This window comes from Kitasatospora sp. NPDC127067 (assembly GCF_042724755.1).
Classification (GTDB): Bacteria; Actinomycetota; Actinomycetes; order Streptomycetales; family Streptomycetaceae; genus Kitasatospora; species Kitasatospora lactacystinica.
In genome coordinates, this window is record NZ_JBHXEM010000017.1 from 14512 (window position 1) to 37204 (window position 22693).

The window sequence follows — 22693 nt, forward strand, 5'->3', positions numbered from 1 at the left end:
CCGGCCGCCGTGGCCGGGGCCCGGGGGCCGGGCGGGTGTGAGGAGTGGTTACCGTGGGGGTGTGTACCGGTTCCTCCTGACTTCGCGCTGGCTCGGCGGCACCGTCGTGGCCGTGGCGGCCGTGGCGGTGTGCCTGTGGCTGGGCTCCTGGCAGCTCGGCCGGTTCGAGGACCGGGTGTCCACGCACCAGGAGACCAAGCAGGCGGTCACCGCTTCGAGTGATGCCCGGCCGATCGACGCGCTGCTCAACCAGGCGACTCCGCAGGTGAGCACGGAGACCGTCGGCAGGACGGTCACGGTGACCGGCACCTACGACAGCGAGCACCAACTGCTCGTCCCCAACCGGGTGGTGGACGGCAAGCAGGGCTACTACGTGCTCACCCCGCTGCGCACCGCCGACGGTCACGCCGTCGCCGTGGTGCGAGGCTGGGCGGGCGGGGACCCGGCCGCGGCCGGGCCGCCGCCGGGCGGAGAGGTGACGGTGACCGGGCGCCTGCAGGCCAACGAGGCCGTGGGCAGCAACGGCGCGGTGGCGGGCGGTCTGCCGACCGGGCAGCTCGGCATGATCAACCGGGCGTCGCTGCTGAACGTGCTGGAGTACGACGGCTGGTACGACGGCTGGGTGGCCGCCGACGACGCGCCCGCCGGGCTGGCCCCGGTACCGACCGTGCAGCCGCAGGGCGGCGACGGGCTCACCCTGCGCGCGTTCCAGAACCTGGGCTACACCCTGGAGTGGTTCGTCTTCGCCGGGTTCGTCGTCTTCATGTGGTTCCGCCTGGTGCGCCGCGAGGCGGAGGCGGAGCAGGACCGGGCCCTCGGGCTGGACCCGGTCCTGGACTGACCGGCGCGTCCTGGTCCGACCCCGCTCTCAGCGCTTGGTCGGAAGGGCCGGTGCCGCTGTCGGCTTGACCGCCGGCGGGGGCGCTGTCGGTGTCGGCGCCGCCGGTGTCGGTGTCGGCGTCGGGAGCGGCTGCTGGGTCGGGGAGGACGAGCCCGTGGGCAGCGGCGTCGGGTCGCTGTGGCAGTGGCCGTTGCCGTTGCCGTTGTGGTCGTCGGAGTCGTAGTGGTCGATGTGGTGGTGCACGGTGCGACCGGTCTTCGACCCCTTGGAGCCCTTCGAGCCGGAGGAACCCGAGGAGCCCGAGGAGCCGCCGGACCCCTTCGAACCCTTGGCGAGCTCGACGGTGCCGTCCGGGTCGGTCGACTCGTAGGCCGCCGCCAGGACGGCCGTGCCCGCGATCCCGCCCGCGACCCCGCCCGCGATCCCCGTGCCCGGTGCGCTCGCCCGGGTCGCCGTGGCGAGCGGCGTGGCACCGGCGGGCGGTACGGCGCCGGTCGGTGGGACGGCGCCGGCGGGCGGTACGGCGCCGGTCGGCGGTGCGGTGGTGGTCGGCACGGCCGGCTTGGGCGCGACGACCGAGGAGGTCGGCACCGGCGGGCCGGCAGGGGGCGGGCAGGAGGCGACCTCCGGCCGCGAGCCCGAGCAGCCGCTGAGCACCAGGGCCCCGGCCACCGCCACCCCCGCGAGCAGCAGCAGACGTCTCACGCCGCCCCTCCGTCTGCGTCGCTCCCGACCGCGCCCAGGTGCCGCCGGACGAACTCGATCTCCAGCCGCAGCTGCTTGATCCGCTCCTCCACCACCAGCGAGCCGTGCCCGGCGTCGTAGCGGTACACCTCGTGCGGCTTGCCGAGCTGCTCCAGCCGCTCGACGTAGTTGTCGATCTGCCGGATCGGGCAGCGCGGGTCGTTGACCCCGGCGCTGATGTACACCGGCACCCGCACCTGCTCGACGTAGGTCAGCGGCGAGGAGGCGGTGAAACGCTCCGGCACCTCCTGCGGGGTGCCGCCGAAGAGCGTGCGGTCCAGCGACTTGAGCGCCTCCATCTCGTCGGCGTACGCGGTGTGGTAGTCCGCGACCGGCACGGCGGCGACGCCGAGGGCCCAGCTGTCGGGCTGGACGCCGAGGCCGAGCAGGGTCAGGTAGCCGCCCCAGCTGCCGCCGGTGAGCACCAGCCGGGCCGGGTCGGCGAGGCCGCTGTCGACGGCCCAGGCGCGGACCGCCGCGATGTCCTCCAGCTCGATCAGGCCGACCCGCTCGTGCAGCGCGTCCGTCCAGGCCTGGCCGTAGCCGGTCGAACCGCGGTAGTTGACCCGGACCACCGCGAAGCCGTGGTCCAGCCAGGCGGCCGGACCGGCGGCGAAGGAGTCGCTGTCGTGGTGGGTCGGGCCGCCGTGGATCTCGAACACGGTCGGGTACGGGCCCGGGGCGGCCGTCGACGGCCGCTGCACCAGGGCGTGCACCCGCCCGCCGGGCCCGTCCACCCAGACGTCCTCGACCGGCACCGAACCGGGCGGCACCGCGCCGGGCGCCCGCAGCACGACCGTACCGGCGGTGGAACGGACGGCGGAGGGCTCGGCGGCGGAGGACCACAGGTACTCGACGGTGCCGTCCGGACGGGCGGTGGCGCCGCCGACGGTGCCGCGCGGGGTGTCCAGGCGGGTCAGCCGGCCGTCGGCGAGCCCGTACGAGAACAGCTCGCTGCGCGCCTCGTACTCGTGCTCCACCAGCAGCTCACCGGCGCCGGGGCGCCACTGCGCGGAGACGTCGCCGGGCAGTTCGCGGCCCTGCTCGTCACGCAGCGGGAGAGCGGTCTCGGCGCCCGTGGCGACGTCCCAGATCATCGGCTCCCAGCGGCCGGTGCGCTGGTGGGCGACCAGCAGCCGGGTGTCGCCCTCGACCGGCGCGAAGCCCAGGCAGGCGACGCCGCGCGGCTCGTCCCGGCCGGTGACCTCGTCCAGCTCGGCGACGGTCTCGACGCCGCCGTCCCCGGTGACGCGGACGACCCGGATCGCGGAGTGCATCGCGTCGCCGTGCTCGGTGTGGTCGATGGCGAGCAGGGTGCTGTCGTGGCTGAGGTCGCCGATGCCGCCGTACTCCTCGTGCCGGTAGATCTCGACCGGCTCGGCGCTGCCGGGGCGGCGCAGGTGCAGGGTGGTGCCGTCCTCGTCGGTGGAGCGGCCGACGACCACGGTGCCGTCGCGGCCGAGGGCCAGGCCGGCCGAGTAGGAGGCGGCGAGGCCGGGCACGGCCTCCTCGTCGGGGCCGCCCGCGAACGGCTGACGGCGCCAGACGCCGAACTCGTCACCGTCGTGGTCGTCGAACCACCAGACCCAGTCGCCGTCGGGGGACAGCTCGGCGTCGGTGGTGCCGTTCGGACGGTCGGTCACCCGGCGGTGGGCGCCGGTGGCGCGGTCCCAGGCGTAGACCTCGTAGGTGCCGGTCGCGTTGGACACGTACAACGCCCGGTCGGGGGCGTCCTCGGCCCAGTCGGGCAGGGACACCCGGGCCGCCCTGAACCGCTGCTCCCACGCCGGTACGGCGCTCTTCTCCTCGCTCATCCGACCATCCAACCCGATCGGGGGGAGGGAAGGGAACGGGCGGGTGGGCTTCGGCCACCCGCCCCGCGTGCCGGGATCCCGCCACGGCCGCTCCGGGGCGGGCGGGGACCGGCCCCCGGGCGGCGTTCCCAGCGGCAGGAACCGGACCAGGCCCACGGGCACCGGCTCCAGCGACGCCAGGGCGAGGACGCTGCGGCCTACGGCGGCGGTCGGGCCGCCGGCGCCGCAGTGGACCAGGCCGATCAGCGCGATCCCGAGCGCCGGCCACCGGACACTGCCGTCCGCGGCGCCGTCCGCGGTGAGGGCCTGTCCGGCGCCGAGGGCCAGTCCGGCGCCGAGGGGCGGGCGCGGTGGGGGCGGCCCGCCCTCGGGCGGGCGCGGCGGTCTGCGGCTCAGGCGCCCGGTACGCGGTTTGCGGCTCAGGCGCCCGGTACGCGGTCGAGGAAGCCGTACACCGCGCCGATCCGGCCGTCCGGGGTGGCCGCCAGCACGTCGAAGCCGATCACCACCGGCTCCGCGCCGGCCGGGCCCAGGTTCCAGGTGAAGCGGGCGATGTCGTGGTGGGCGTCGACCGGGCCGAGGGTGAACTCCAGCCCCGGGAACTGGGCCTGAGCGGCGCCGATCAGCGCGTCGACGGCGTCCCGGCCGGTGACGGCGGCCAGCGGGTCGGTGTAGCGGCCGTCCTCGGCCCACACCTCGTCGACCAGCTTGCGGCGGGCCGCCGGGTCGGTCTCGTTCCACACCGCGAGGTAGCGCTCGGCGAGCTGCTGGAGGGCGGCGGTGGCGATCTCGGTCATCGTCATCTCCCGTGTTCCGGTGGGTGGTTGGCCGGGTCTTTCCCGGTGCTCACCACGGTACGGACGGGCGGCGGGCGGCGAATCCGTCACGTATGGGCATGGGGGTACGTAGCCTCCGCCGGGGTGTGCCGGGCCGTGCGGCGGTGTGCCGGTACCGGTGCCGGTAGTGGCGTCGGTGCCGGTGCCGACGGAGGCGCGGGCCCGGGTGGGTAGGGTCGGGGCATGCTGTACGGGAGGGAAGGCGAACAGGCCGCCGTGGACGGCCTGTTGGACGCGGCGCGGGCCGGCCGCAGCGGGGTGCTGCTGTTCCGGGGCGAGGCCGGCATCGGCAAGACCGCGCTGCTGGACGACGCGGTGGCGCGGGCGGGGGAGTCGTTCCGGGTGATCCGGGCGGCCGGCGTCGAGTACGAGGCCGAGCTGCCGTACGCCGGGCTGAGCCTGCTGCTCGCACCCGGACTGGACCGGCTGGACGCCCTGCCCGGGCCGCAACGGCGGGCGCTGGAGGCGGCGTTCGGGCTCTCCGACGAGGGCCGGCCGGGCGGCCACGGGGCGGACGGCGTTCCGGTCGCCGATGGCCCGGCTGTCGGTGGCCCGGTCGCCGATGGCCCGGCCGCCGGTGAAGGGCGCGCCGACCGGCTGCTCGTCGGGCTCGCCACGCTCGGTCTGCTCGCCGAACTCGCCGCCGACCAGCCCCTGCTGTGCGTCATGGACGACGTGCAGTGGCTGGACCGGGCCTCACTGGACGCGCTGCTGCTGGCCGCCCGACGCCTCCAGGCCGAGGGGGTGGCCCTGCTGCTCGCCGCCCGCACCGGCGGTGGCCCCGGGGCCGACGGCGGCGCGACGGAGCGCCCGCTGGGGCTGCCCGAACGACAGGTGACCGGACTGTCCGAGGCCGACGCCACCCGGCTGCTGGCCCGGCGGGCCGGCCCCGGCATGCCCGCCGCCGCGCGCGACCGGCTGCTCGCCGAGGCGGCCGGCAACCCGCTCGCACTCACCGAACTCCCGGTCGCCGCGGGGCCGCACACGTCGGCGCCGGGCGGCCTGCCGCTCACCAGCCGGCTGCTGATCGCCTTCCACGGCCAGGTCACCGGCCTGCCCGCGGCCACCCAGACGCTGCTGCTGGTCGCCGCCACCGAGGAGAGCGGGGCGCTGGACGTCGTCCTGCCCGCAGCGGCCGCCCTCGGCGTCACCGCCGAACACCTCGCGCCCGCCGAGGAGTCCGGCCTGGCGACGGTCACCGCCGACCGCCGGATCGCCTTCCGGCACCCCCTGCTGCGCTCAGCGATCCTCCAACGCGCTCCGCACCACCAGAAGACGACGGTCCATCAGGCCGTGGCGCGGGCCCTGCCGGACGGCGACCGCCGCACCTGGCACCTCGCGCTGGCCGCCACCGGCCCCGACGCGGGCCTCGCCGACGCGCTGGAGCGCGCCGCCGTCCGCGCCGAGCGCCGCGGCGGCCACGGCGGGGCCGCCGCGTACGAGCGCGCCGCCCGGCTCACCCCGGACCGCGACAGCGCCACCCGCCGGCTCGTCCTGGCCGCCGAAGCCGCCACCGAGGAAGGCGAATTGGAGCGCGCGGAGGTGCTCGCCGACGAGGCCTCCGGCCGGACCGACAACGTCCTGGCGCACGCCCTGCTCGACCAGGTCCGGGCCACCGCGCACTTCTGGCGCGGCGCGCACCCGACCGCCCACCGGCTGCTGCTCGACGCCGCCGGCACCGACATCGACCCGATGTACGCCGCCCGGATGCTGCTCCAGGCCTTCCACGCCGCCTGGTACGCGGGGGAGGAACCGGTGGTCGCCGTCCTGGACCGTCTGGCGGTCCTGCCGCTCGCCGCCGACGACCCCCTCGCCCCGCTCGCCCGCCACCTGCCCGCGGCCGTCCTGCCCGCGCTCGGCCGGCCCGCCGCGCCGCTCCGGCCCGTCCGGGAGGCCGTGGAGGCCGCCCGCCGGGCAGGGGCCGACAGCCCGGTCGACCTGGTCCAGCTGTGCGGCGCCACCCTGGTCCTCGGGCGCGACGAGGAGACCGCCGAACTCGCCGCCGAACTGATCGCCGAAGCCCGCGCCAAGGGCACCGTCGGAGTGATGCCCACTCTGCAGTTCTTCCTGGCCGAGGCCGAGCTCTTCCACGGCCGGCACCGCGACGCCGAACTCACCGCCACCGAAGGCCTCGGCCTCGCCCGGGACACCGGCCAGCACCAGTGGGTCAGCCAACTCACCGCGCTGCTCGCCTGCCTGGCCGCGCTGGACGGCCGTACCGACCGCTGCGCCGAACTCGCCGCGACCGCCCTCGCCACCACCGGCCCGCAGACCGCCGCCCCCGCGGCCGGCCTGGCCTGGGTCCAGTGGGCGCTCGCCCTGCTCGACCTCGGCCAGGGCCGCGCCGGCGACGCCGCCGACCGGCTGCACACCCTCACCACCGGCCCGCACCGGCACCACATCAGCGCCACCCGGGCCGTCCCCGACCTGGTCGAGGCCGCCGTCCGCCTCGGCACCCCCGAACGCGCCGCCGAACCCTACGAGCGCTTCGCCCGCTGGGCGGCCGCCGCCGACCGCCCCTGGGCCGAGGCCCTGCGCCTGCGCTGCCAGGCCCTGCTCGGCCCCGACGAACTCGCCGAGACCGCCTACCGCGCCGCCCTCTCCCGGCACGCGACGGCCCACCGCCCCTTCGAACAGGCCCGCACCGCCCTCCTCTACGGCGAATGGCTGCGCCGCACCCGCCGCCGCACCGACGCCCGCCCCCACCTGCGCGCCGCCCTGGAGACCTTCGACCGCCTCGGCGCCCACCCCTGGGCCGCCCGCGCCCGCACCGAACTCTCCGCCACCGGCACCCCCGCCCCGGCCACCCCCACCGGCACCCCGCAGTCCCCCCTCACCCCCCAGGAACTCCAGATCGCCCGCCTCGCCGCCCAGGGCCTCACCAACCGCGACATCGCCGCCCAGCTCTTCCTCAGCCCCCGCACCGTCGCCCACCACCTCTACAAGGCCTACCCCAAGCTCAACATCACCTCCCGCACCGAACTGACCACCGTCCTCTGACCCGACGCGGCCCGGCGCACCGCGTCCACTCGCGCCCGCGTGCCCGCCCCACTGGTGGTCCGAGGCCCTTCCCGCCGTCCGCTCCGGAGCTTTCCAGGGGCCGAACACGGCGCGAACCACGACCTGTTCCGGGGATCCGCACGGCGGGCCCCTCCGCGACGATCGCGGTGGCCCCGTCGATGCCGAGCGCGATTCCGGGGCCGGAGCGGAGGCGGCCGCGGGCGAACCGGCCGGCGACGGCACCACGGGCGTGCAGGGAGCTCCGACGCCCCGTCCGGACGGGGCGTCGCCGCAGGTCCGCGATCCGGAGCCCGGCCGCCGGCCGGACCCGGCACACCCGGCCGGCGGAACCCGCCGGCCACCGACCGGCGGACTCGGCGGCAGGCCCCCACCGCCGGAGCGGCTGAGGATCGGTCACCCGGGCGGCCCCGCACAACGACAGAGGGCCTGCCGGATTTCTCCGGCAGGCCCTCTGCAGTGGGTCGGGGTGGCGGGATTTGAACCCACGGCCTCTTCGTCCCGAACGAAGCGCGCTACCAAGCTGCGCCACACCCCGGTCTTGCGGTTTGTCGCTCCGTCTCCTTCGCGACGAGTAGAACTCTACCGGACGCTCGCCGAGACACGAAATCCGGTTTCGGGCGGGCGTCCGGCGGGGGTCAGCGGGGGGCCGGGACGAGGGTGAGGAGGGTGGCCTCGGGCGGGCAGGCGAAGCGGACGGGGGTGTAGCGGTTGGTGCCGCAGCCGGCCGAGACGTGGAGGTGGGAGCGGTGGCCGCCGGCGGTGTGGGTGGAGAGGCCCTTGACCCGGCGGGTGTCGATGTCGCAGTTGGTGACCAGGGCGCCGTAGAAGGGGATGCAGAGCTGGCCGCCGTGGGTGTGGCCGGCCAGGATCAGCGGGTAGCGGTCGGCGGTGAAGGCGTCGAGGACGCGCAGGTAGGGCGCGTGGACGACGGCGAGGGAGAGGTCGGCGTCGGCGGAGGGGCCGCCGGCGACGTCGCTGTAGCGGTCGCGGCGGATGTGGGGGTCGTCGAGGCCGGTGAACTCCAGGTCGAGCCCGTTCACGGTGAGCCGGCCGCGGGTGTTGGTGAGGTCGAGCCAGCCGGCCCCGTCGAAGCCGTCGCGGAGCTTCTCCCACGGGTTGTGGACGGCTCCGGTGATGCCGCGGCGGGCGGTGCCGTCGGGGTTGTTCATGCCGTGGGCGCCGCTGCGCATGGCCTGGAGGTAGCGTGCCGGGTTCTTGCGGGCCGGGCCGTAGTAGTCGTTGGAGCCGAAGACGTAGACGCCGGGGAACTCCATGAGGGGTCCGAGCGCGTCGAGGGTGGCCGGGACGCCGAGCGGGTCGGAGAGGTTGTCGCCGGTGTTGACCACCAGGTCGGGGCGCAGGCCGGCCAGGCTCTTCAGCCAGCGCTCCTTCTTGCCCTGCCCGCTCACCATGTGGATGTCGGACACCTGGAGGACCCGGATCGGGCGGGCGCCGCGCGGGAGGACGGGGACCTCGATCCGGCGGAGGCGGAAGGCCCGGACCTCGTACCCGACGGAGTAGGCGAGGCAGGCGGTGCCGGCGGCGGCGATGCCGAGGGGAACGGAGTACAGCGGTCGCATCAGCCCATGCTCTCAGACGGTGGATCAGCGGGCGCACGCCCGGAGTCGGCGGGGAGGGCGGTGGCCGGGGGCGTCTCCTCGGTCTCCCGGCGGGCGCGCAGGGAGCGGACCTTGTGGCGGTTGCCGCAGCGTTCCATCGAGCACCAGCGCCGGCGGCCGGGGCGCGAGGTGTCGACGAAGATCAGTCGGCAGTCGTGGGCGCCGCATTCCCGGATCCGGTCCGCGTACGGTCCGGTGAGCAGGGCGATGGCGTCCCGGGCGAGGGCGGAGGCCAGCTGGGCTCCGTCGGCGGGTGGTGGGGCGGCCGCGGTGCCGTCCGGGGCGATCCGGGGGACCAGCGGCGGGTGCTCGGCGGCCCGGTTGAGGACGGCGTAGTCCTCGGGTTCGCCGGGGCGGCCGTGGGCGTGGGCGGCGGCCAGGCGCCACAGGGCGTCGCGCAGGGTGCGGGTGGCGGTGAGCTCGGCGGGGGAGATCCGTACGGCGTCGGCGGGCAGCCGCAGCCGGGACGGCGGGAGCCAGGCGGCGAGGTCGGCGGGCCGGTGCAGCACCTCGTACCGGGCGTACGGGCCGGGTCCGCCGGTGGTGAGCAGTTCCAGGCAGAGGGCGCCGGGGTCGAAGTGGAAGCGGCTGCCTCCGGGGGTGGTGAGGACCAGCCCGGGCGGGGTGTGCCGGCCGGCCGTGCCGTCGGGCTGTGCGGCGGCGGGGTCGGCGGGGTCGGTCGCGTCGGCCGCGTTCCGGGGGACCGGGTCGTCTCCGTCGGTCATGCGCCCCAGGATAGGTGTAACCGGGAAGACGGGTTACGGGGCCGGAGGGGGAACGGAGAGGGGTGGGCCGCTGCCGGGCGGAAGGGCTGACCCTTGCTCAGGAGGCCCCTCCCCGGAGGCGTGGAGCACCCCGTCGCCCGGCACCCCCGTCGCCCGGAGCGGCACTCCGGGCGACGGGGGCGCGGGCCGGCCTCAGGCCGGAATGGCGTTGACGTACTCGCGCATCATCCGGGGGACCCGGTACGCGTACTGGTGGCCGCGATTCACCTGGACGACGGAGAAGTCGACCAGTTCGGCGAGGACGTCGAGGTTGCGGGAGGGCTCCCGGCCGGCCGGGCCGCCGCCGTCGACGGGCTCCTGCCGGATGTCGTCGATGGAGAACTCCTCGGGGAACCGGGAGAGCCGTCTGAGTGCCCGGCGCTGCCGTTCGTCGAGCAGTCCGTACGCCCAGGCGAGGCTGCGGTGCAGCGAGCGGTGGTGGGAGAGCCCGCCGACCTCCTCCTGGCCGAGGATCGGCAGCACCCGGCACTCGTCCACCAGGACGTGCAGGGGCACCGAGCGCATCCGCACGGCGGCGTTCTCGATCGCGAGCGCCAGGCCGCCGAGGCGTCGGCAGAGCTCGACGACCTGCGGCATCTGGTCGCCGAGGTCGAGCGTCGGGGCGACCGAGTGCACCCGGTGGCAGAACAGCTCGGCGGCCGGCGGGCAGCCGTAGGGGCCGTCCGGGTGGTCGACCGACAGCGGTGAGACCTCCCACAGGTCGGCGGGGACCCCGGCGGGCGCCCGCAGCGAGGTGATCATGATGTGGAGTGCCGGGTGCCGCGCCAGCAGTGTCCTGACCTGCCGGGCCACCGTGTCGATGACGTGCTCGGCGTTGTCGACGACCAGCAGCAGCTGCAGCTCGGGGCCGGTCCGCGGGTCGCGGCCGAAGCCCCGGAGGAGGGTGTCGAGCGCGCGCTGGGCCTGGGCCGAGGCGGCCGCCGGGTCGACGGCCTCGGGGGTGACCGAGCCGAGTTCCAGGACCACGACGCCGTCCCGGAAGCGGTCCAGCAGGTGGGCGGCCGAGTCCAGCGCCAGCCGGGTCTTGCCGACCCCGGCGGGTCCGGTGAGCACCAGCGGACGGCCCGGTCGCAGGGCGGTCACGACGTGCAGCAGGTCGGCCCGTCGGCCGACGGTGATGTCCGTCTTGGGTCGCAGTCCCCGCCACCGCGCGTTGTCCGGGAGCTCGGCGACGCGGGCCGGGAATCCGGGTTCCGGCCGGGTGGGCGGCAGCCCGGCCGGGGCGCCCGCGTGAACGACCTGGGAGAGCAGGGTGTCGTCCCGGTTGGTCGCCGCGGCGAACAGCGCGCCCACCAGGAGTTCCACGGAGCTGCGTCGCGGATTCTTGATGGCGCCGGTTTCCAGGTTGCGAATGGTGCGGACGCTGACAGTGGAGTGTTCGGCTAATTGCTCCTGGCTCCAGCCGACCATCTTCCGTTGGGTCACCAACATCGATCGAAGCTGATTGTTGTCCATTCCCCCGCGCTTCCTGCTGTTGTGAGCAGAATAAAAGTCAGAACTCGATGCGCCGCTTTTACGGCGCCCATCGCTCCGAAAAGCGATCACTGTCGCCGGGCGGTCGGGCAGCCGGGCGGAGCGCAGGCGTGTGTGCTCGTTCCGGCAGGGGGCGCAAGGGACCCGGGCCGCCAGGTGTCAGGGCCGCCAGGTGCCTGGGCGGCAGTGTGCCAGTGCCGTGGAATAATGAATCGGGGACGTGATGACGGGTTGTCGCAGTTGTTCGTGGCGGTCTTCGGCGATGATTCGACGGTGATTCGAGGTGAGGTGATCGCCGCCATCGGCTGCTCAAGCGACGCGCGAACGAGTGTACTACGCGGACTATTTTCGGCGAAGCGGTCACAGCGTTCGATTTGCCCCTCCGGGACCGGCAACTTCGCTCCGGATCCGGCAATTTTCGGCATTGCGGCCGATATTGTGCAAGCATTATCGGCCACCGTGGCCGAATCCCGTCGCTTGTTCCCGGAGCCGGGCATCGATTGTTCATGGAATCGACCGCCGCCCGTTCCCGGGTCGGATCGGTGCCGTCCGGCGGGCTGTCGGGCGCCCTCGGCCGGGGTTGTCGGGGATGCCGGCCGGGGTTCTCGGGGGATACTCGTTCAACTGCGGAAACCCCGGTGGACGCCCGGGGAAACCCGGTTGAGCCCACCCACAGCCGAAGGATAAGAAGAGGAAATGACAACGCTCAAGGAGCAGCTGCACGAGAACCTCACGGCTGCCATCAAGGACCGGGACGAGCTGCGCGCGTCCACCATCCGGCTCACGCTGGCCGCCGTCACCAGCGAGGAGGTGGCGGGCAAGCAGAAGCGCGAGCTGTCCGACGCCGATGTGCTGAAGGTGATCGGCCGCGAGGCGAAGAAGCGCCGGGAGGCGGCCGAGGCCTTCGACACGGCGGGCCGGACGGAGCAGGCGGCCCGGGAGCGGGCCGAGGGCGAGGTGCTGGCGACCTACCTGCCCAAGCAGCTCTCCGACGAGGAACTGGCCGCGATCGTGGCGGCCGCCGTGGCCGAGAGCGGTGCGAGCGGCCCGCAGGGGATGGGCGCCGTCATGAAGCTGGTGAAGCCCAAGGTCGACGGCCTGGCCGAGGGCGGCCGGGTCGCCGCGGCCGTGAAGGCCGCCCTGGCCTGAGCCGGGTGCCCGGACGCCCCCGTGGGCGCCGGTCCGCCGGTCCGCCGGTCCCGTCCCGTCGTCCAGGTGACGCCCCCAGGTGACGTGCCGCCCCGGTGACGTGCCGCCCCGGTGACGCGCCGCCCCGGTGACGCGCCGCCCCGGTCATGCGCCACCCCGGCAACACACCGAAGGGGCGCCCTCCGCACTGGAGGGCGCCCCTTCGGCGTGTCGGCCGTTCGCGGCCCGGGACGGGTCAGCCGTTCCCGTTGCCGCCGCCGTGCCGGCCGCCGTTCCCGTTGCCGGGGAAGGGCGGGAAGGTGAACCCGCCGGGGAAGCCGCCGGGCAGTCCACCGGGGAGCCCGCCGGGCTGGCCGCCGGGCTGGCCGGGGTTGCCGCCCTGCTGCGGCGGCGGGGGGTTGCCGCCGGGCTGCGGGGCGTTCGGGTCGGTGGCCGGTGCGGTGGCGCCCGCCGGGGGAGTGGCCGGCTGCGGGTCCGGGATGTTGGCGGTCTGGATCGGCTCCAGCGGCGTTCCCTTGAGTGCCTGGTTCATCGCCATCGCCCAGATCGGGCCGGGGCCGTCGGCGCCGAACACCTCGGGGTAGTACTTGCCGCCGATGGTGATGTTCTTCATCTTGACGCCGCCGGCCGGGCCGCCGAGCCAGACCGCGGCGGCCAGCGACGGGGTGTAGCCGCTGAACCAGGCGGCCTTCTTCTCGTCGGTGGTACCGGTCTTGCCGGCGATCTTGCGGCCGTCGTCCATGGTCAGGGCGGCCGCGGTGCCCTTCTCGGTCACGTTGAGCAGGACGGCGTTGAGCGAGTCCGCGGTCTGCTCGGAGAAGGCCTGGCTGCACTGGGACTGCGGGACGGGGATGTCCTTGCCGTCCACCGTGGTGATCTTGTTGATCGCGATCGGGGTGCAGTACTTGCCGCGGGCGGCGAAGGTCGCGTAGACGTTCGCCATGGTCAGCGGGGAGAGCTCCAGGGTGCCGAGGACCATCGAGGGCACCTCCTGGAAGGCGTCGCCCTTGGCGGACTGGGTGATGCCCAGCTTGTTCGCCATCTGCTTCATCGCGCAGAGGCCGACCTGCTGCTCCATCTGCACGAAGTAGGTGTTGACCGAGCGGGCCATGGCCTCCTTCAGCTGGTACGGCCCGACCTCGCTGTCCTGCTCGTTCTTCACCGTCTCCTTGGGCTTGACGGTGTTCTTCCAGGTGCCCGAGCAGGTGGACATCTGCGGGTACTCGATCTTGTTCTCGGACGGGAACGCCTGGGTGTTCGACATGCCCGACTCCAGCGCGGCCGCGGCCAGGATCGGCTTGAAGGTCGAACCGGTCTGGAAGCCGTTGCCGCCGCCCATCGCGGCGTCCACGTTGAGGTTGACGACGGTCTGGTTCTTGTTCGGGTCCAGGCCGTACGGGCGGGTCTGGGCCATCGCCAGGATCTTGCCGCTGCCCGGCTCCATCATGGTCGCGGCGGCCGACACCGTGTCGGTCACGTTGACCTTCTTGGTGACGGCGTTCTGCGCGGCGGCCTGCTTGTCCGGGTCCAGCGTGGTGTAGATGTTCAGGCCGCCGGTGTTCCACACCTTCTTGCGCTCGTCGGCGTTCTTGCCGAAGGCCGGGTCCTGCTTGACCACGTGGCGGACGTAGTCGCAGAAGAAGCCCATGCCGGCCTGGGCGGTGATGCAGCCGTTCTGCGGGTCCTTGTACTTCAGGCCCAGCGGGGCGGCCTTCGCCTCCTTCGCCTGGTCGGCGGTGATGTGCTTGTTCTCCAGCATCTTGTCGATCACGACGTTGCGGCGCTTGACCGTGTTCTCGGGGTAGCGCACCGGGTCGTAGGACGACGGGTTCTGCACCATGCCGGCCAGGGTGGCGGCCTCGGCGACGGTCAGGTCCTTGTTGCTCTTGCTGAAGTAGCGCTGGGAGGCGGCCTCGACCCCGTAGGCCTGGTGGCCGTAGAAGGTGATGTTGAGGTAGTTGGTGAGGATCTGGTCCTTGGACAGGTCCTCCTCCAGCTTTATGGCGACCTTGAGCTCCTGGATCTTGCGGCCCAGGGTCTTGCGCTGGGCCTCCAGGACGGCCGCCTGGTCGTCGCCGGCCTTCTCCACGTTGACGTTCTTCACGTACTGCTGGGTCAGCGTGGAGGCGCCCTGGGAGGCGGTGCCGCTCTCCGCGTTCTTGCTGACCGCGCGGAGGATGCCCTTGAGGTCGACGGCGCCGTGCTCGTAGAAGCGGGCGTCCTCGATGTCCACCTGGGCGTGGCGCATGAAGGGCGACATCTGATCGGCGGTCAGAACCGTGCGGTCGCGCTCGTAGACCTTGGCGATCAGCCCGCCCTTGGCGTCGAAGATCTGGGTGGCCTGGGTGAGCGGCGGGGTCTTGAAGTCGTCCGGGATGTTGTCGAAGCTCTCCGCCGTGTCCTTGGCGGTCAGCCCGATGGCGCCGACGGCGGGCAGGGCGAGTCCGGCCAGCAGGACTCCGGAGAGCACGCTGACGCCCAGGAACTTCACGCCGTTGCCGGCGTGCTCCAACGGTGATCCGCCGGTCCTGCCGCGCGGAGCTCCGGTGTTGCCTGGGGGCTGGGGTGCCTGTGGGCGCTTCGGTGCCATGGGGAGAACCCTACGTCGCGGATTCCCGCACACAGCGGCAGGCGTTCGCCTAGGCTTGTCACAAGCTTGCGACAGCTTCGGTGCGTCAACATCGCTCACTCTTGTGGGCGAGGAGACTTGCCCGAAATGCCCCGTGATGGCCGGGTTTTGAGGCAGCTGTGGCCTGCTGTACCCGTGTGTTCAGTCACGCTCCGTGGTGACTCCTGTGGCGAGAGTGCGGGCTCCGCTTTTGGCAAGGCGTGCGACCTGCGATCACTCCAACGAGTGAGCTGATCGATACCCATAGTCCAATCGGGTCATTCGAGATTGAGCCCGAAGGGGCTGTTGCAAGCTGTCGTTCTTCCGTAACGTCCTCAACTGGCAACGGTGAATATGCCGTTGCCGCCGTGGGGGAGCCTCGAAACGGGAGAGGACGGCGCCGGCATGGGCTGGGTTGACGACTGGAGTGCGCAGGCCGCCTGCCGCACGAGTGATCCGGACGAACTGTTCGTCCAGGGGGCGGCGCAGAACCGCGCGAAGGCGGTGTGCAGCGGCTGCCCCGTCCGGACGGAGTGCCTCGCGGACGCCCTGGACAACCGGGTGGAGTTCGGGGTGTGGGGCGGGATGACGGAGCGCGAGCGCCGTGCGCTGCTGCGCCGCCGCCCGACCGTCATCTCGTGGCGGAGGCTGCTGGAGACGGCACGCACCGAGTACGAGGAGTCCCTCGCGACCGGAGTGATACTGACGGACTACGCCCAGGCGGGCTGAGCCCGGCCGCACCGCGCGGTCCGGGCCGGTCGGCTCTCGGGCACGGGCTACACCGCGCCGTTGAGCCGGTCCCCGATGGCCCGGAGCCCGTCCAGGTCGTGCACGTCGCCCGGCAGCGCCGGCACCTCCACGATCGGCACGTCCGGGTACACCGAGACGAAGCGGTCGCGGGTGCGGCGTTCGCGCCCCATGATCTGCATCCGTTCGGCGTGCAGTCGCAGCAGCCCGGCCGCGAGCAGTTCCGCAGCGGGCGAGGCGTGCTCCGAGCCGTTCTCCTCCAGGGCCTCGGCGGCCGCCAGCGCCCGCTCCGCGGTGAGCTGCGGTGCCCCCGTGTCGTGCACCCGGTTGAGCACCAGCCCGGCCAGCGGCATCCGGTCCGCGGCCAGCCGGTCCACGAAGTACGCCGCCTCGCGCAGCGCGTCCCGCTCCGGCGCGGCCACCACCAGGAACGCCGTGCCCGGCGCCTTGAGCAGCTGGTACGTACGGTCCGCGCGCTCCCGGAAGCCGCCGAACATCGAGTCCATCGCGCTGACGAAGGTCTGCACGTCGGTCAGCAGCTGAGCACCGAAGATCTTGCCCAGGGTGCCGGTGAGCAGTCCCATCCCGACGTTCAGGAAGCGCATTGCGCTGCGCCCGCCGACCTTGGCCGGGGCGGTGAGGATCCGGATCACCCGGCCGTCCAGGAAGGACCCGAGCCGGTTGGGCGCGTCCAGGAAGTCCAGTGCCGAGCGGGACGGCGGGGTGTCCACGACGATCAGGTCCCACTCCTCGGCGGCGCGCAGCTGCCCGAGCTTCTCCATCGCCATGTACTCCTGCGTGCCCGCGAAGCCGGCCGACAGGGACTGGTAGAAGGGGTTCTCCATGATCGCCTTGGCCCGCTCGGGCTCGGCGTGGGCCAGCACGACCTCGTCGAAGGTCCGCTTCATGTCCAGCATCATGGCCTGGAGCTCGCCGTCGCCGGTGACCCCCTTGACCACCCGGGGGGTGTTGTCGAGCTCGGTCAGGCCCATCGACTGGGCGAGCCGGCGGGCCGGGTCGATGGTCAGCACCACGACCTTGCGGCCGCGCTCGGCCGCCCGCAGGCCGAGCGCCGCGGCGGTGGTGGTCTTGCCGACGCCGCCGGAGCCGCAGCAGACGATGATCCTGGTCTTCGGGTCGTCGATCAGCTCGTCCACCGCGAGTCGCCGCCCGGTGCTCCGCACCCCGCTGTTCGAGGTCATGCCGCCCCCTGCCGCTTCAGTTCGCCCGCCAGCCGGTACAGTCCGCCGAGGTCCACGCCCTCGCCCAGCAGCGGCAGTTCGTACGTCGGGAGCCGCAGCTGCTGGATGTCGGCGCGCTGCGCGCGCTCCAGCTCGACCCGCTCGGCGTGCTCCCTGGCCTGCGCCAGCAGGGGGTCGATCAGCGGCTCCACCGCCGCCCGGACCTTCTCCGCGGCGCGCGTGCGGCCGCCGAGCCCGGCCTCGCCGAGCGCCACGGCGACCTCCTCGCGGTGGTCCCCGTCCACCGCGGCCACCGCCGCCGCGTCCAGCACCGGCGGCCGGACCATGTTGACCATCACCCCGCCCACCGGGAGCTTCGCCTCGCGCAGCTCCCCGATGCCGTCGACCGTCTCCTGCACCGGCATCTCCTCCAGCAGGGTGACCAGGTGCACCGCGGTCTCCGGCGACTTCAGCACCCGCATCACGGCCTGCGCCTGGGTGTGTATCGGGCCGATCCGGGCCAGCCCGGCGACCTCCGCGTTGACGTTCAGGAACCTGGTCAGCCGCCCGGTCGGCGGGGCGTCCATGACCACCGCGTCGTAGCGCCGCCGGCCGTCCGGGTCCTTGCGCCTGGTCGCCTCGCAGGCCTTGCCGGTGAGCAGGACGTCCCGCACACCGGGCGCGATGGTGGTGGCGAAGTCGACGAAGCCGACCTTCTGGAGCGCCTTCCCGGCCCGGCCGAGCTTGTAGAACATCTCCAGGTACTCCAGCAGCGCCAGCTCGGTGTCGATCGCCAGCGCGAAGACCTCGCCGGGCCCGCCCCCACCGGCGGCCAGCCCCAGCTGGGCGCGGGAGACCGAGGCGATCCGGCGCTCCTCGTACGGCAGCGCGGCGATCCCGAACAGCTCGGCGATGCCCTGCCGGCCCTCGACCTCGATCAGCAGCACCCGTCCGCCGTCGGCGGCGAGCGCCAGGGCCAGCGCCGCGGCCAGCGTGGTCTTCCCGGTGCCGCCCTTGCCGCTGACCACGTGCAGCCGGACGCCCTCCCAGTCGGGGTCGCGCCGGGCCGCCTGGCCGGGGGTGCGTGCCACGCTCCGTCTCCGTCCGTCTCCGTCCTACGGGCGTCCCCTCCTGACGAGGGTGCCCCTCACCAGGGTCCCCTCCCGACGGGGGTGCCCTTCACCAGGGTGCCCTCTCGCGAGGGTAACCAGGGAGCGCACCGGATGCCCGGAGCACCTGGGCCGTCAGGCCGGATCATGCCCTCTTTGTGCCCCACCTCACACGCCTCGCGGCCGTCGGAGCGGATCACCGCGACGGCTCGTCTAGAGTCTGGCCATGACCAAGTGGGAATACATGACGGCGCCCCTGCTGGTGCACGCCACCAAGCAGATCCTGGACAACTTCGGCGAGGACGGCTGGGAGCTCGTCCAGGTCGTGCCCGGCCCGAACCCGGAGCAGCTGGTGGCCTACTTCAAGCGGGAGAAGAACGCATGAGCAAGGTCGAGGAGAAGCTCGCCGAGCTGGGTCTGACCCTGCCTCCGGTGGCCGCCCCGGTCGCCGCCTACGTGCCGGCCGTGCACTCCGGCGACCTCGTGTTCACCTCCGGCCAGCTCCCGGTGGTCGGCGGCAAGCTGCCGACCACCGGCAAGGTCGGTGCCGAGGTCTCCCCGGAGGAGGCCAAGGACCTCGCGCAGATCTGCGGGCTGAACGCCCTGGCCGCCGTGAAGTCCGTGATCGGCGACCTCGACCGGATCGAGCGGGTCGTCAAGGTCGTCGGCTTCGTCGCCGCCGCCCCCGACTTCATCGGTGTCCCGGCCGTCGTCAACGGCGCCAGCGAGCTGCTCGGCAAGGTGCTGGGCGACGCGGGCGTGCACGCCCGCAGCGCCGTCGGCGTCGCGGTGCTGCCGCTGGACGCCCCGGTCGAGGTCGAGCTCGTGGTGCGCGTCAAGACCGTCTGAACGTGATCGCGGGGGCGGGGCCGGGACTGTCCGGCCCCGCCCCCGTGTGGCCGGAGTGTGTCCGATCGATCCGTGAGCCTGGCGGGAATCGCCGGGCACGCCCTAGCATCCGGGCATGGACCATCGAGCGACGACGCTCCCGATGCCGCCCGGCTGGCCCGCCCGGATCCGGGCGGTCGCATCCGGCGCGGTGACCCCGCCGGTGCCCAGGCCCGCCGCGACCGTCGTGCTGCTGCGCGACGCCGCCGGGGGGCCGGAGGCCTACCTGCTGCGCAGGCGCACCTCGATGGCCTTCGCGGCCGGGATGTACGCCTACCCCGGCGGCGGGGTGGACCCGCGGGACGCCGAGGTCGAGCCGGGCTGGGCCGGGCCGACGCCCGGGGAATGGGCGCGACGGCTCGGGGTGGACGCCCGGACGGCGCGGGCGGTGGTCTGCGCGGCCGTCCGGGAGACCTTCGAGGAGGCCGGCGTGCTGCTGGCCGGCCCGGACGCCGACAGCGTCGCCGTGCCGCGCGACTGGTCCGCCGAGCGGGCCGCGCTGGAGGCGCACGAGCTGTCCTTCGCCGAGTTCCTCCGCGACCACGGCCTGGTGCTGCGCAGCGACCTGCTGGGCGGCTGGGCCCGCTGGATCACCCCCGAGTTCGAGGAACGGCGCTACGACACCTGGTTCTTCGTCGCCGCGCTGCCGGCCGGCCAGCGTGCGGCCCTGGAGGTCGGCGAGGCCGACCGGGTCGCCTGGCTGACCCCCGCCGAGGCGGTGCGCGGCCACCGGGAGGGCCGGTTCGGCATGCTGCCGCCGACCGTGACGGTGCTGCGCGAGCTGTCCTCGGCCCGGACCGCGGCCGAGGCACTGGCCGCGGCCGCCGCCCGCCCGCTGACGCCGGTCCTGGGCCGGGCCGAGATCCGCGGCGACCGCCTGACGGTCCGCTGGCCCGGCTACCAGGAACTGACCATCGACGGGGAGTTCCCCGAGGGCTCCTGACCGTTCCACCGGTGGGGCCTCCCGGGCCCCGTACCGGCTGCGGGTCGTACACCCCGCAGGACGCGACCATCCCGTACCGACGCAGAGAGAGGACCGACGCCCGATGACCCACAACGACGTGGCTCGCCGGACGGCGCCCGAGATGCCCGCCCGCCGTCTGACTCCCCGTGACCCCGCCTGCGTGAGCCAGGTCCCGTTCGTCGAAGTGGCGCAGCGCGCCCTCGTCCGGGCACTGCCGCTGCGGGCCCTGCACCGAGACGGCGGAGGCGGCCGGTGAGCGGACTCCTGCCGGGCGACCCCGCCGCCGCCGTCGGCGGCGAGGCCACCCCTCGGGCGCTGTGCGTGCTGGCACCGAACCCGTCGCCGATGACGCTGGACGGCACCAACACCTGGCTGCTCTCCGAGCCCGGTTCGGACCTCGCGGTGGTGATCGATCCGGGCCCGCTGCACGAGGGCCACCTGCGCCGGGTGGTCGACCTCGCGCGGGAGCGGGGCAAGCGGATCGCGCTGACCCTGCTCACCCACGGCCACGCCGACCACTCCGAGGGCGCGGCCCGCTTCGCCGAGCTGACCGGCTCCGAGGTGCGGGCCCTGGACCCGGCGCACCGGCTGGGCTCGGAAGGCCTGGTGGGCGGCCAGCGCCTGGACGTCGGCGGCCTCGACCTGCGGGTGGTGGCCACCCCGGGGCACACCTCGGACTCGCTGACCTTCCACCTGCCGGACGACGGCGCGGTGCTCACCGGCGACACCGTGCTCGGCCGCGGCACCACGATGGTCGCGCACCCCGACGGCCGGCTGGGCGACTACCTGGACTCGCTGCGCCGGCTGCACACCATGGCCTCCCAGCACGGCGTGCGGACGGTGCTGCCCGGCCACGGCCCGGTGCTCGGGGACGCGCTGGGCGCCGTCGACTTCTACCTGGCCCACCGGGCCTCCCGGCTCGCCCAGGTGGAGACCGCGGTCGAGGCGGGCTGCCGGACCGCGCCCGAGGTGGTGGCCCGGGTCTACTCCGACGTGGACCGGGCGCTGTGGCCGGCCGCCGAGCTGTCGGTGCGGGCCCAGCTGGACTACCTGGAGGACCACGGGCTGATCCCGGGCGCCGAGTGATCCCCTGAACGCTGGAACTGCGGGGGTGAACGCGGAGGGGCCCGTCCGGATCGGACGGGCCCCTCCGCGTTCGCGGGCGTCGGCGGCGTTTCGCCGGCGTCAGCGCGAGCGGCGCGACAGCCGCTCGACGTCCAGCAGCACCACCGCGCGGGCCTCCAGCTTCAGCCAGCCGCGGCCGGCGAAGTCGGCGAGCGCCTTGTTGACCGTCTCGCGGGAGGCGCCGACCAGCTGGGCCAGCTCCTCCTGGGTGAGGTCGTGGGCGACGTGGATGCCCTCCTCGGACTGCACGCCGAACCGGCGGGAGAGGTCCAGCAGGGCCTTGGCGACGCGGCCGGGCACGTCGGAGAAGACCAGGTCGGACATCACGTCGTTGGTGCGGCGCAGGCGGCGGGCGATGGCCCGCAGCAGCGCGATGGAGACCTCGGGGCGGGCGTGCAGCCAGGGCTGGAGGTCGCCGTGGCCGAGGCCCAGCAGCTTGACCTCGGTCAGCGCGCTGGCGGTCGCGGTGCGCGGGCCCGGGTCGAACAGCGACAGCTCGCCGATCATCTCGCTGGGGCCGAGCACGGCCAGCATGTTCTCGCGGCCGTCCGGCGAGGCACGGTGCAGCTTGACCTTGCCCTCCGCCACGACGTACAGCCGGTCGCCCGGGTCGCCCTCGTGGAACAGCGACTCCCCACGGGCGAGGGTGACCTCGGTCATGGAAGCGCGCAGCTCGCCGGCCTGTTCGTCGTCGAGTGCCGCGAAGAGTGCGGCGCGCCGCAGAACGTCGTCCACGTGCTTCCTCCTTCTCGGCCGTACGGCGTGTGGGCCGTCCGGCGCAAGTTCCGTTCAGTGTTCTGCATCACCAAGCATGGCGCATGTCGCTCCGATCATATGAGGAGGGGGTGTGCCGAGGTGCGCCGTGCGGGGCCATTCGTACCGGTGGATCACCGGCCGGACCCGGTGACGGGAGCCCGGGGGAGGCCGCCGGTCGAACCTTTGTCCATTCGATTCGAACGGGGAAACGGGCCCCGTCGTGCGGGCGTGTCCCGCCGCCGGTCCGCCCGGCTCCGGGGCCGGGCGGACCGTACCGGAGCCGGGCGATCAGCCGGTGAAGCCCAGCTCGGCGAGGGCCCGGTGGATCCGGGCGCGGTGCGCGGCCTCCCAGTCGTCCAGGGTCTCGGCCGCCTCCTTGGCCAGCTTCGCCCGGGCCGCCTCCAGGACCCGCGCCCGCTCGGCGGCGGGCACCACCACGACGCCCTCCTCGTCGGCCACCACGATGTCGCCGGCCGCCACCGACACCCCGCCGCAGGTCACCGGGGCGCCGTGGGTGCCCAGCCGCTCCTTCGCCCCGGGGATCGGGATCACCCCGCGGGCGAAGACCGGGAAGGCCAGCTCCCGCACCTCGGCGAGGTCCCGGATCAGGCCGTCGGCCACGAAGGCCGCCACGCCCCGGCGCTGCGCCACCGCGCAGACGTTGCCGCCGGCCAGCGCGTGGTCCAGGTCGCCGGACTCCACCACGATCACCGAGCCGGGCCCGGCCCGGTGGATCGCCGCGTGCAGCATCAGGTTGTCGCCGGGCGGGCACCGCACGGTGAAGGCCGGTCCGGCCACCCGGGGCATGCCCGTCCACAGCGGTCGCAGGCCGGCGTCCATGACCTGGGCGCGGCCCAGGACGTCGGCCAGGGTGGTGGTGGGGATGTCCTTGAAGTCCTCGTCCATGCTTCCTCGTCCGTCGTTGGTCGTCCGTCGTTGGTTGTCCGTCGTTGGTCGTCCGTCGGGTGGGTGCGCGCCGGAGAGGCGACGCCGGTGATCGTCGGAAGACTGGACGGTGCCCCCGGGCCGCGCG

General features: G+C 74.1%; 20 protein-coding genes and 1 tRNA gene. 9 read left to right on the forward strand and 12 right to left on the reverse strand.

Features of this window, described 5'->3' with window-relative positions; all coding sequences use genetic code 11:
- Positions 1-61: 61 nt before the first annotated feature.
- Entirely contained in the window at positions 62-841 is a 780-nt protein-coding gene (locus tag ACFWJ4_RS10035) for an SURF1 family protein (RefSeq protein WP_380541445.1), read from the forward strand.
- A 27-nt stretch (positions 842-868) separates the two neighbouring features.
- Here ACFWJ4_RS10035 and ACFWJ4_RS10040 read toward each other — a convergent pair whose 3' ends face one another.
- The 3 genes from ACFWJ4_RS10040 to ACFWJ4_RS10050 all read right to left on the reverse strand — a co-directional run bounded on the left by ACFWJ4_RS10040 (position 869) and on the right by ACFWJ4_RS10050 (position 4196).
- The gene (locus ACFWJ4_RS10040; RefSeq protein ID WP_380541448.1) at positions 869-1546 is read right to left on the reverse strand and encodes a hypothetical protein; all 678 of its coding nucleotides are present in this window, start codon (positions 1544-1546) and stop codon (positions 869-871) included.
- The gene (locus ACFWJ4_RS10045; RefSeq protein WP_380541451.1) at positions 1543-3399 is read right to left on the reverse strand and encodes a S9 family peptidase; all 1857 of its coding nucleotides are present in this window, start codon (positions 3397-3399) and stop codon (positions 1543-1545) included. The genes ACFWJ4_RS10040 and ACFWJ4_RS10045 overlap by 4 nt, the downstream gene beginning before the upstream one ends.
- Positions 3400-3818: 419 nt before the next feature.
- Positions 3819-4196 (reverse strand): nuclear transport factor 2 family protein, encoded by a 378-nt coding sequence (locus tag ACFWJ4_RS10050; protein ID WP_380541454.1) that lies wholly within the window; start codon positions 4194-4196, stop codon positions 3819-3821.
- 222 nt (positions 4197-4418) lie between these two features.
- On the opposite strand from ACFWJ4_RS10050, the gene ACFWJ4_RS10055 reads away from it, so the two are divergent.
- Positions 4419-7235 carry an ATP-binding protein gene (locus tag ACFWJ4_RS10055; RefSeq protein WP_380541457.1) on the forward strand — a complete coding sequence of 939 codons (2817 nt, stop codon included), beginning with the start codon at positions 4419-4421 and terminating at the stop codon, positions 7233-7235.
- Between the two features lie 482 nt (positions 7236-7717).
- Here the strand turns inward: ACFWJ4_RS10055 and ACFWJ4_RS10060 are convergent.
- From ACFWJ4_RS10060 to ACFWJ4_RS10075, 4 genes are all read right to left on the reverse strand, one after another.
- Positions 7718-7791: transfer RNA gene (locus ACFWJ4_RS10060), tRNA-Pro, on the reverse strand.
- A gap of 100 nt (positions 7792-7891) precedes the next feature.
- A complete protein-coding gene (locus ACFWJ4_RS10065; protein WP_380541460.1) occupies positions 7892-8836 on the reverse strand; it encodes a metallophosphoesterase in 945 nt (314 codons plus the stop codon).
- Positions 8836-9600 carry a CGNR zinc finger domain-containing protein gene (locus tag ACFWJ4_RS10070; protein WP_380541463.1) on the reverse strand — a complete coding sequence of 255 codons (765 nt, stop codon included), beginning with the start codon at positions 9598-9600 and terminating at the stop codon, positions 8836-8838. Before ACFWJ4_RS10070 ends, ACFWJ4_RS10065 begins: the two co-directional genes overlap by 1 nt.
- Positions 9601-9792: 192 nt before the next feature.
- Positions 9793-11085 (reverse strand): helix-turn-helix domain-containing protein, encoded by a 1293-nt coding sequence (locus ACFWJ4_RS10075; RefSeq protein ID WP_359905690.1) that lies wholly within the window; start codon positions 11083-11085, stop codon positions 9793-9795.
- A 744-nt stretch (positions 11086-11829) separates the two neighbouring features.
- Here ACFWJ4_RS10075 and ACFWJ4_RS10080 point away from each other — a divergent pair.
- The gene (locus ACFWJ4_RS10080) at positions 11830-12282 is read left to right on the forward strand and encodes a GatB/YqeY domain-containing protein (RefSeq protein WP_359905693.1); all 453 of its coding nucleotides are present in this window, start codon (positions 11830-11832) and stop codon (positions 12280-12282) included.
- Between the two features lie 235 nt (positions 12283-12517).
- Here ACFWJ4_RS10080 and ACFWJ4_RS10085 read toward each other — a convergent pair whose 3' ends face one another.
- Positions 12518-14872 (reverse strand): transglycosylase domain-containing protein, encoded by a 2355-nt coding sequence (locus tag ACFWJ4_RS10085; protein ID WP_380541466.1) that lies wholly within the window; start codon positions 14870-14872, stop codon positions 12518-12520.
- A gap of 423 nt (positions 14873-15295) precedes the next feature.
- On the opposite strand from ACFWJ4_RS10085, the gene ACFWJ4_RS10090 reads away from it, so the two are divergent.
- Entirely contained in the window at positions 15296-15619 is a 324-nt protein-coding gene (locus tag ACFWJ4_RS10090; RefSeq protein WP_030240986.1) for a WhiB family transcriptional regulator, read from the forward strand.
- A 47-nt stretch (positions 15620-15666) separates the two neighbouring features.
- On the opposite strand, the gene ACFWJ4_RS10095 is transcribed toward ACFWJ4_RS10090, so the two are convergent.
- Positions 15667-16839 carry an ArsA family ATPase gene (locus ACFWJ4_RS10095; protein WP_359905699.1) on the reverse strand — a complete coding sequence of 391 codons (1173 nt, stop codon included), beginning with the start codon at positions 16837-16839 and terminating at the stop codon, positions 15667-15669.
- Positions 16836-17909: an ArsA-related P-loop ATPase gene (locus ACFWJ4_RS10100; protein WP_359905701.1), complete on the reverse strand. Its 1074-nt coding sequence runs from the start codon at positions 17907-17909 to the stop codon at positions 16836-16838. Before ACFWJ4_RS10100 ends, ACFWJ4_RS10095 begins: the two co-directional genes overlap by 4 nt.
- A 244-nt stretch (positions 17910-18153) precedes the next feature.
- On the opposite strand from ACFWJ4_RS10100, the gene ACFWJ4_RS10105 reads away from it, so the two are divergent.
- From ACFWJ4_RS10105 to ACFWJ4_RS10125, 5 genes are all read left to right on the forward strand, one after another.
- Entirely contained in the window at positions 18154-18312 is a 159-nt protein-coding gene (locus ACFWJ4_RS10105) for a DUF4177 domain-containing protein (RefSeq protein WP_094743074.1), read from the forward strand.
- A complete protein-coding gene (locus ACFWJ4_RS10110) occupies positions 18309-18776 on the forward strand; it encodes a RidA family protein (protein WP_380541469.1) in 468 nt (155 codons plus the stop codon). Before ACFWJ4_RS10105 ends, ACFWJ4_RS10110 begins: the two co-directional genes overlap by 4 nt.
- Before the next feature lie 115 nt (positions 18777-18891).
- On the forward strand, positions 18892-19758 hold the full coding sequence (locus ACFWJ4_RS10115) for an NUDIX hydrolase (RefSeq protein WP_380541472.1): 867 nt from the start codon (positions 18892-18894) through the stop codon (positions 19756-19758).
- Positions 19759-19861: 103 nt separating this feature from the next.
- On the forward strand, positions 19862-20035 hold the full coding sequence (locus ACFWJ4_RS10120; protein WP_359905710.1) for a hypothetical protein: 174 nt from the start codon (positions 19862-19864) through the stop codon (positions 20033-20035).
- Positions 20032-20865 carry an MBL fold metallo-hydrolase gene (locus tag ACFWJ4_RS10125; RefSeq protein ID WP_380541475.1) on the forward strand — a complete coding sequence of 278 codons (834 nt, stop codon included), beginning with the start codon at positions 20032-20034 and terminating at the stop codon, positions 20863-20865. The genes ACFWJ4_RS10120 and ACFWJ4_RS10125 overlap by 4 nt, the downstream gene beginning before the upstream one ends.
- Positions 20866-20964: 99 nt before the next feature.
- Here the strand turns inward: ACFWJ4_RS10125 and ACFWJ4_RS10130 are convergent, their stop codons facing one another.
- Both ACFWJ4_RS10130 and ACFWJ4_RS10135 read right to left on the reverse strand, forming a co-directional pair.
- Positions 20965-21639, reverse strand: a complete 675-nt coding sequence (locus tag ACFWJ4_RS10130; RefSeq protein ID WP_030288117.1) for a Crp/Fnr family transcriptional regulator — start codon at positions 21637-21639, stop codon at positions 20965-20967.
- A gap of 309 nt (positions 21640-21948) precedes the next feature.
- Entirely contained in the window at positions 21949-22566 is a 618-nt protein-coding gene (locus ACFWJ4_RS10135; protein ID WP_380541478.1) for an RraA family protein, read from the reverse strand.
- Between the last annotated feature and the right edge of the window lie 127 nt (positions 22567-22693).

Excerpts from the sequence above, each read along its gene's own strand:
- ACFWJ4_RS10045 (WP_380541451.1), bottom strand. The coding sequence starts at position 3,399 with ATGAGCGAGGAGAAGAGCGCCGTACCGGCGTGGGAGCAGCGGTTCAGG.
- ACFWJ4_RS10050 (WP_380541454.1), bottom strand. The coding sequence starts at position 4,196 with ATGACCGAGATCGCCACCGCCGCCCTCCAGCAGCTCGCCGAGCGCTAC.
- ACFWJ4_RS10055 (WP_380541457.1), top strand. The coding sequence starts at position 4,419 with ATGCTGTACGGGAGGGAAGGCGAACAGGCCGCCGTGGACGGCCTGTTG.
- ACFWJ4_RS10065 (WP_380541460.1), bottom strand. The coding sequence starts at position 8,836 with ATGCGACCGCTGTACTCCGTTCCCCTCGGCATCGCCGCCGCCGGCACC.
- ACFWJ4_RS10070 (WP_380541463.1), bottom strand. The coding sequence starts at position 9,600 with ATGACCGACGGAGACGACCCGGTCCCCCGGAACGCGGCCGACGCGACC.
- ACFWJ4_RS10080 (WP_359905693.1), top strand. The coding sequence starts at position 11,830 with ATGACAACGCTCAAGGAGCAGCTGCACGAGAACCTCACGGCTGCCATC.
- ACFWJ4_RS10085 (WP_380541466.1), bottom strand. The coding sequence starts at position 14,872 with ATGGCACCGAAGCGCCCACAGGCACCCCAGCCCCCAGGCAACACCGGA.
- ACFWJ4_RS10090 (WP_030240986.1), top strand. The coding sequence starts at position 15,296 with ATGGGCTGGGTTGACGACTGGAGTGCGCAGGCCGCCTGCCGCACGAGT.
- ACFWJ4_RS10095 (WP_359905699.1), bottom strand. The coding sequence starts at position 16,839 with ATGACCTCGAACAGCGGGGTGCGGAGCACCGGGCGGCGACTCGCGGTG.
- ACFWJ4_RS10105 (WP_094743074.1), top strand. The coding sequence starts at position 18,154 with ATGACCAAGTGGGAATACATGACGGCGCCCCTGCTGGTGCACGCCACC.
- ACFWJ4_RS10110 (WP_380541469.1), top strand. The coding sequence starts at position 18,309 with ATGAGCAAGGTCGAGGAGAAGCTCGCCGAGCTGGGTCTGACCCTGCCT.
- ACFWJ4_RS10115 (WP_380541472.1), top strand. The coding sequence starts at position 18,892 with ATGGACCATCGAGCGACGACGCTCCCGATGCCGCCCGGCTGGCCCGCC.
- ACFWJ4_RS10120 (WP_359905710.1), top strand. The coding sequence starts at position 19,862 with ATGACCCACAACGACGTGGCTCGCCGGACGGCGCCCGAGATGCCCGCC.
- ACFWJ4_RS10135 (WP_380541478.1), bottom strand. The coding sequence starts at position 22,566 with ATGGACGAGGACTTCAAGGACATCCCCACCACCACCCTGGCCGACGTC.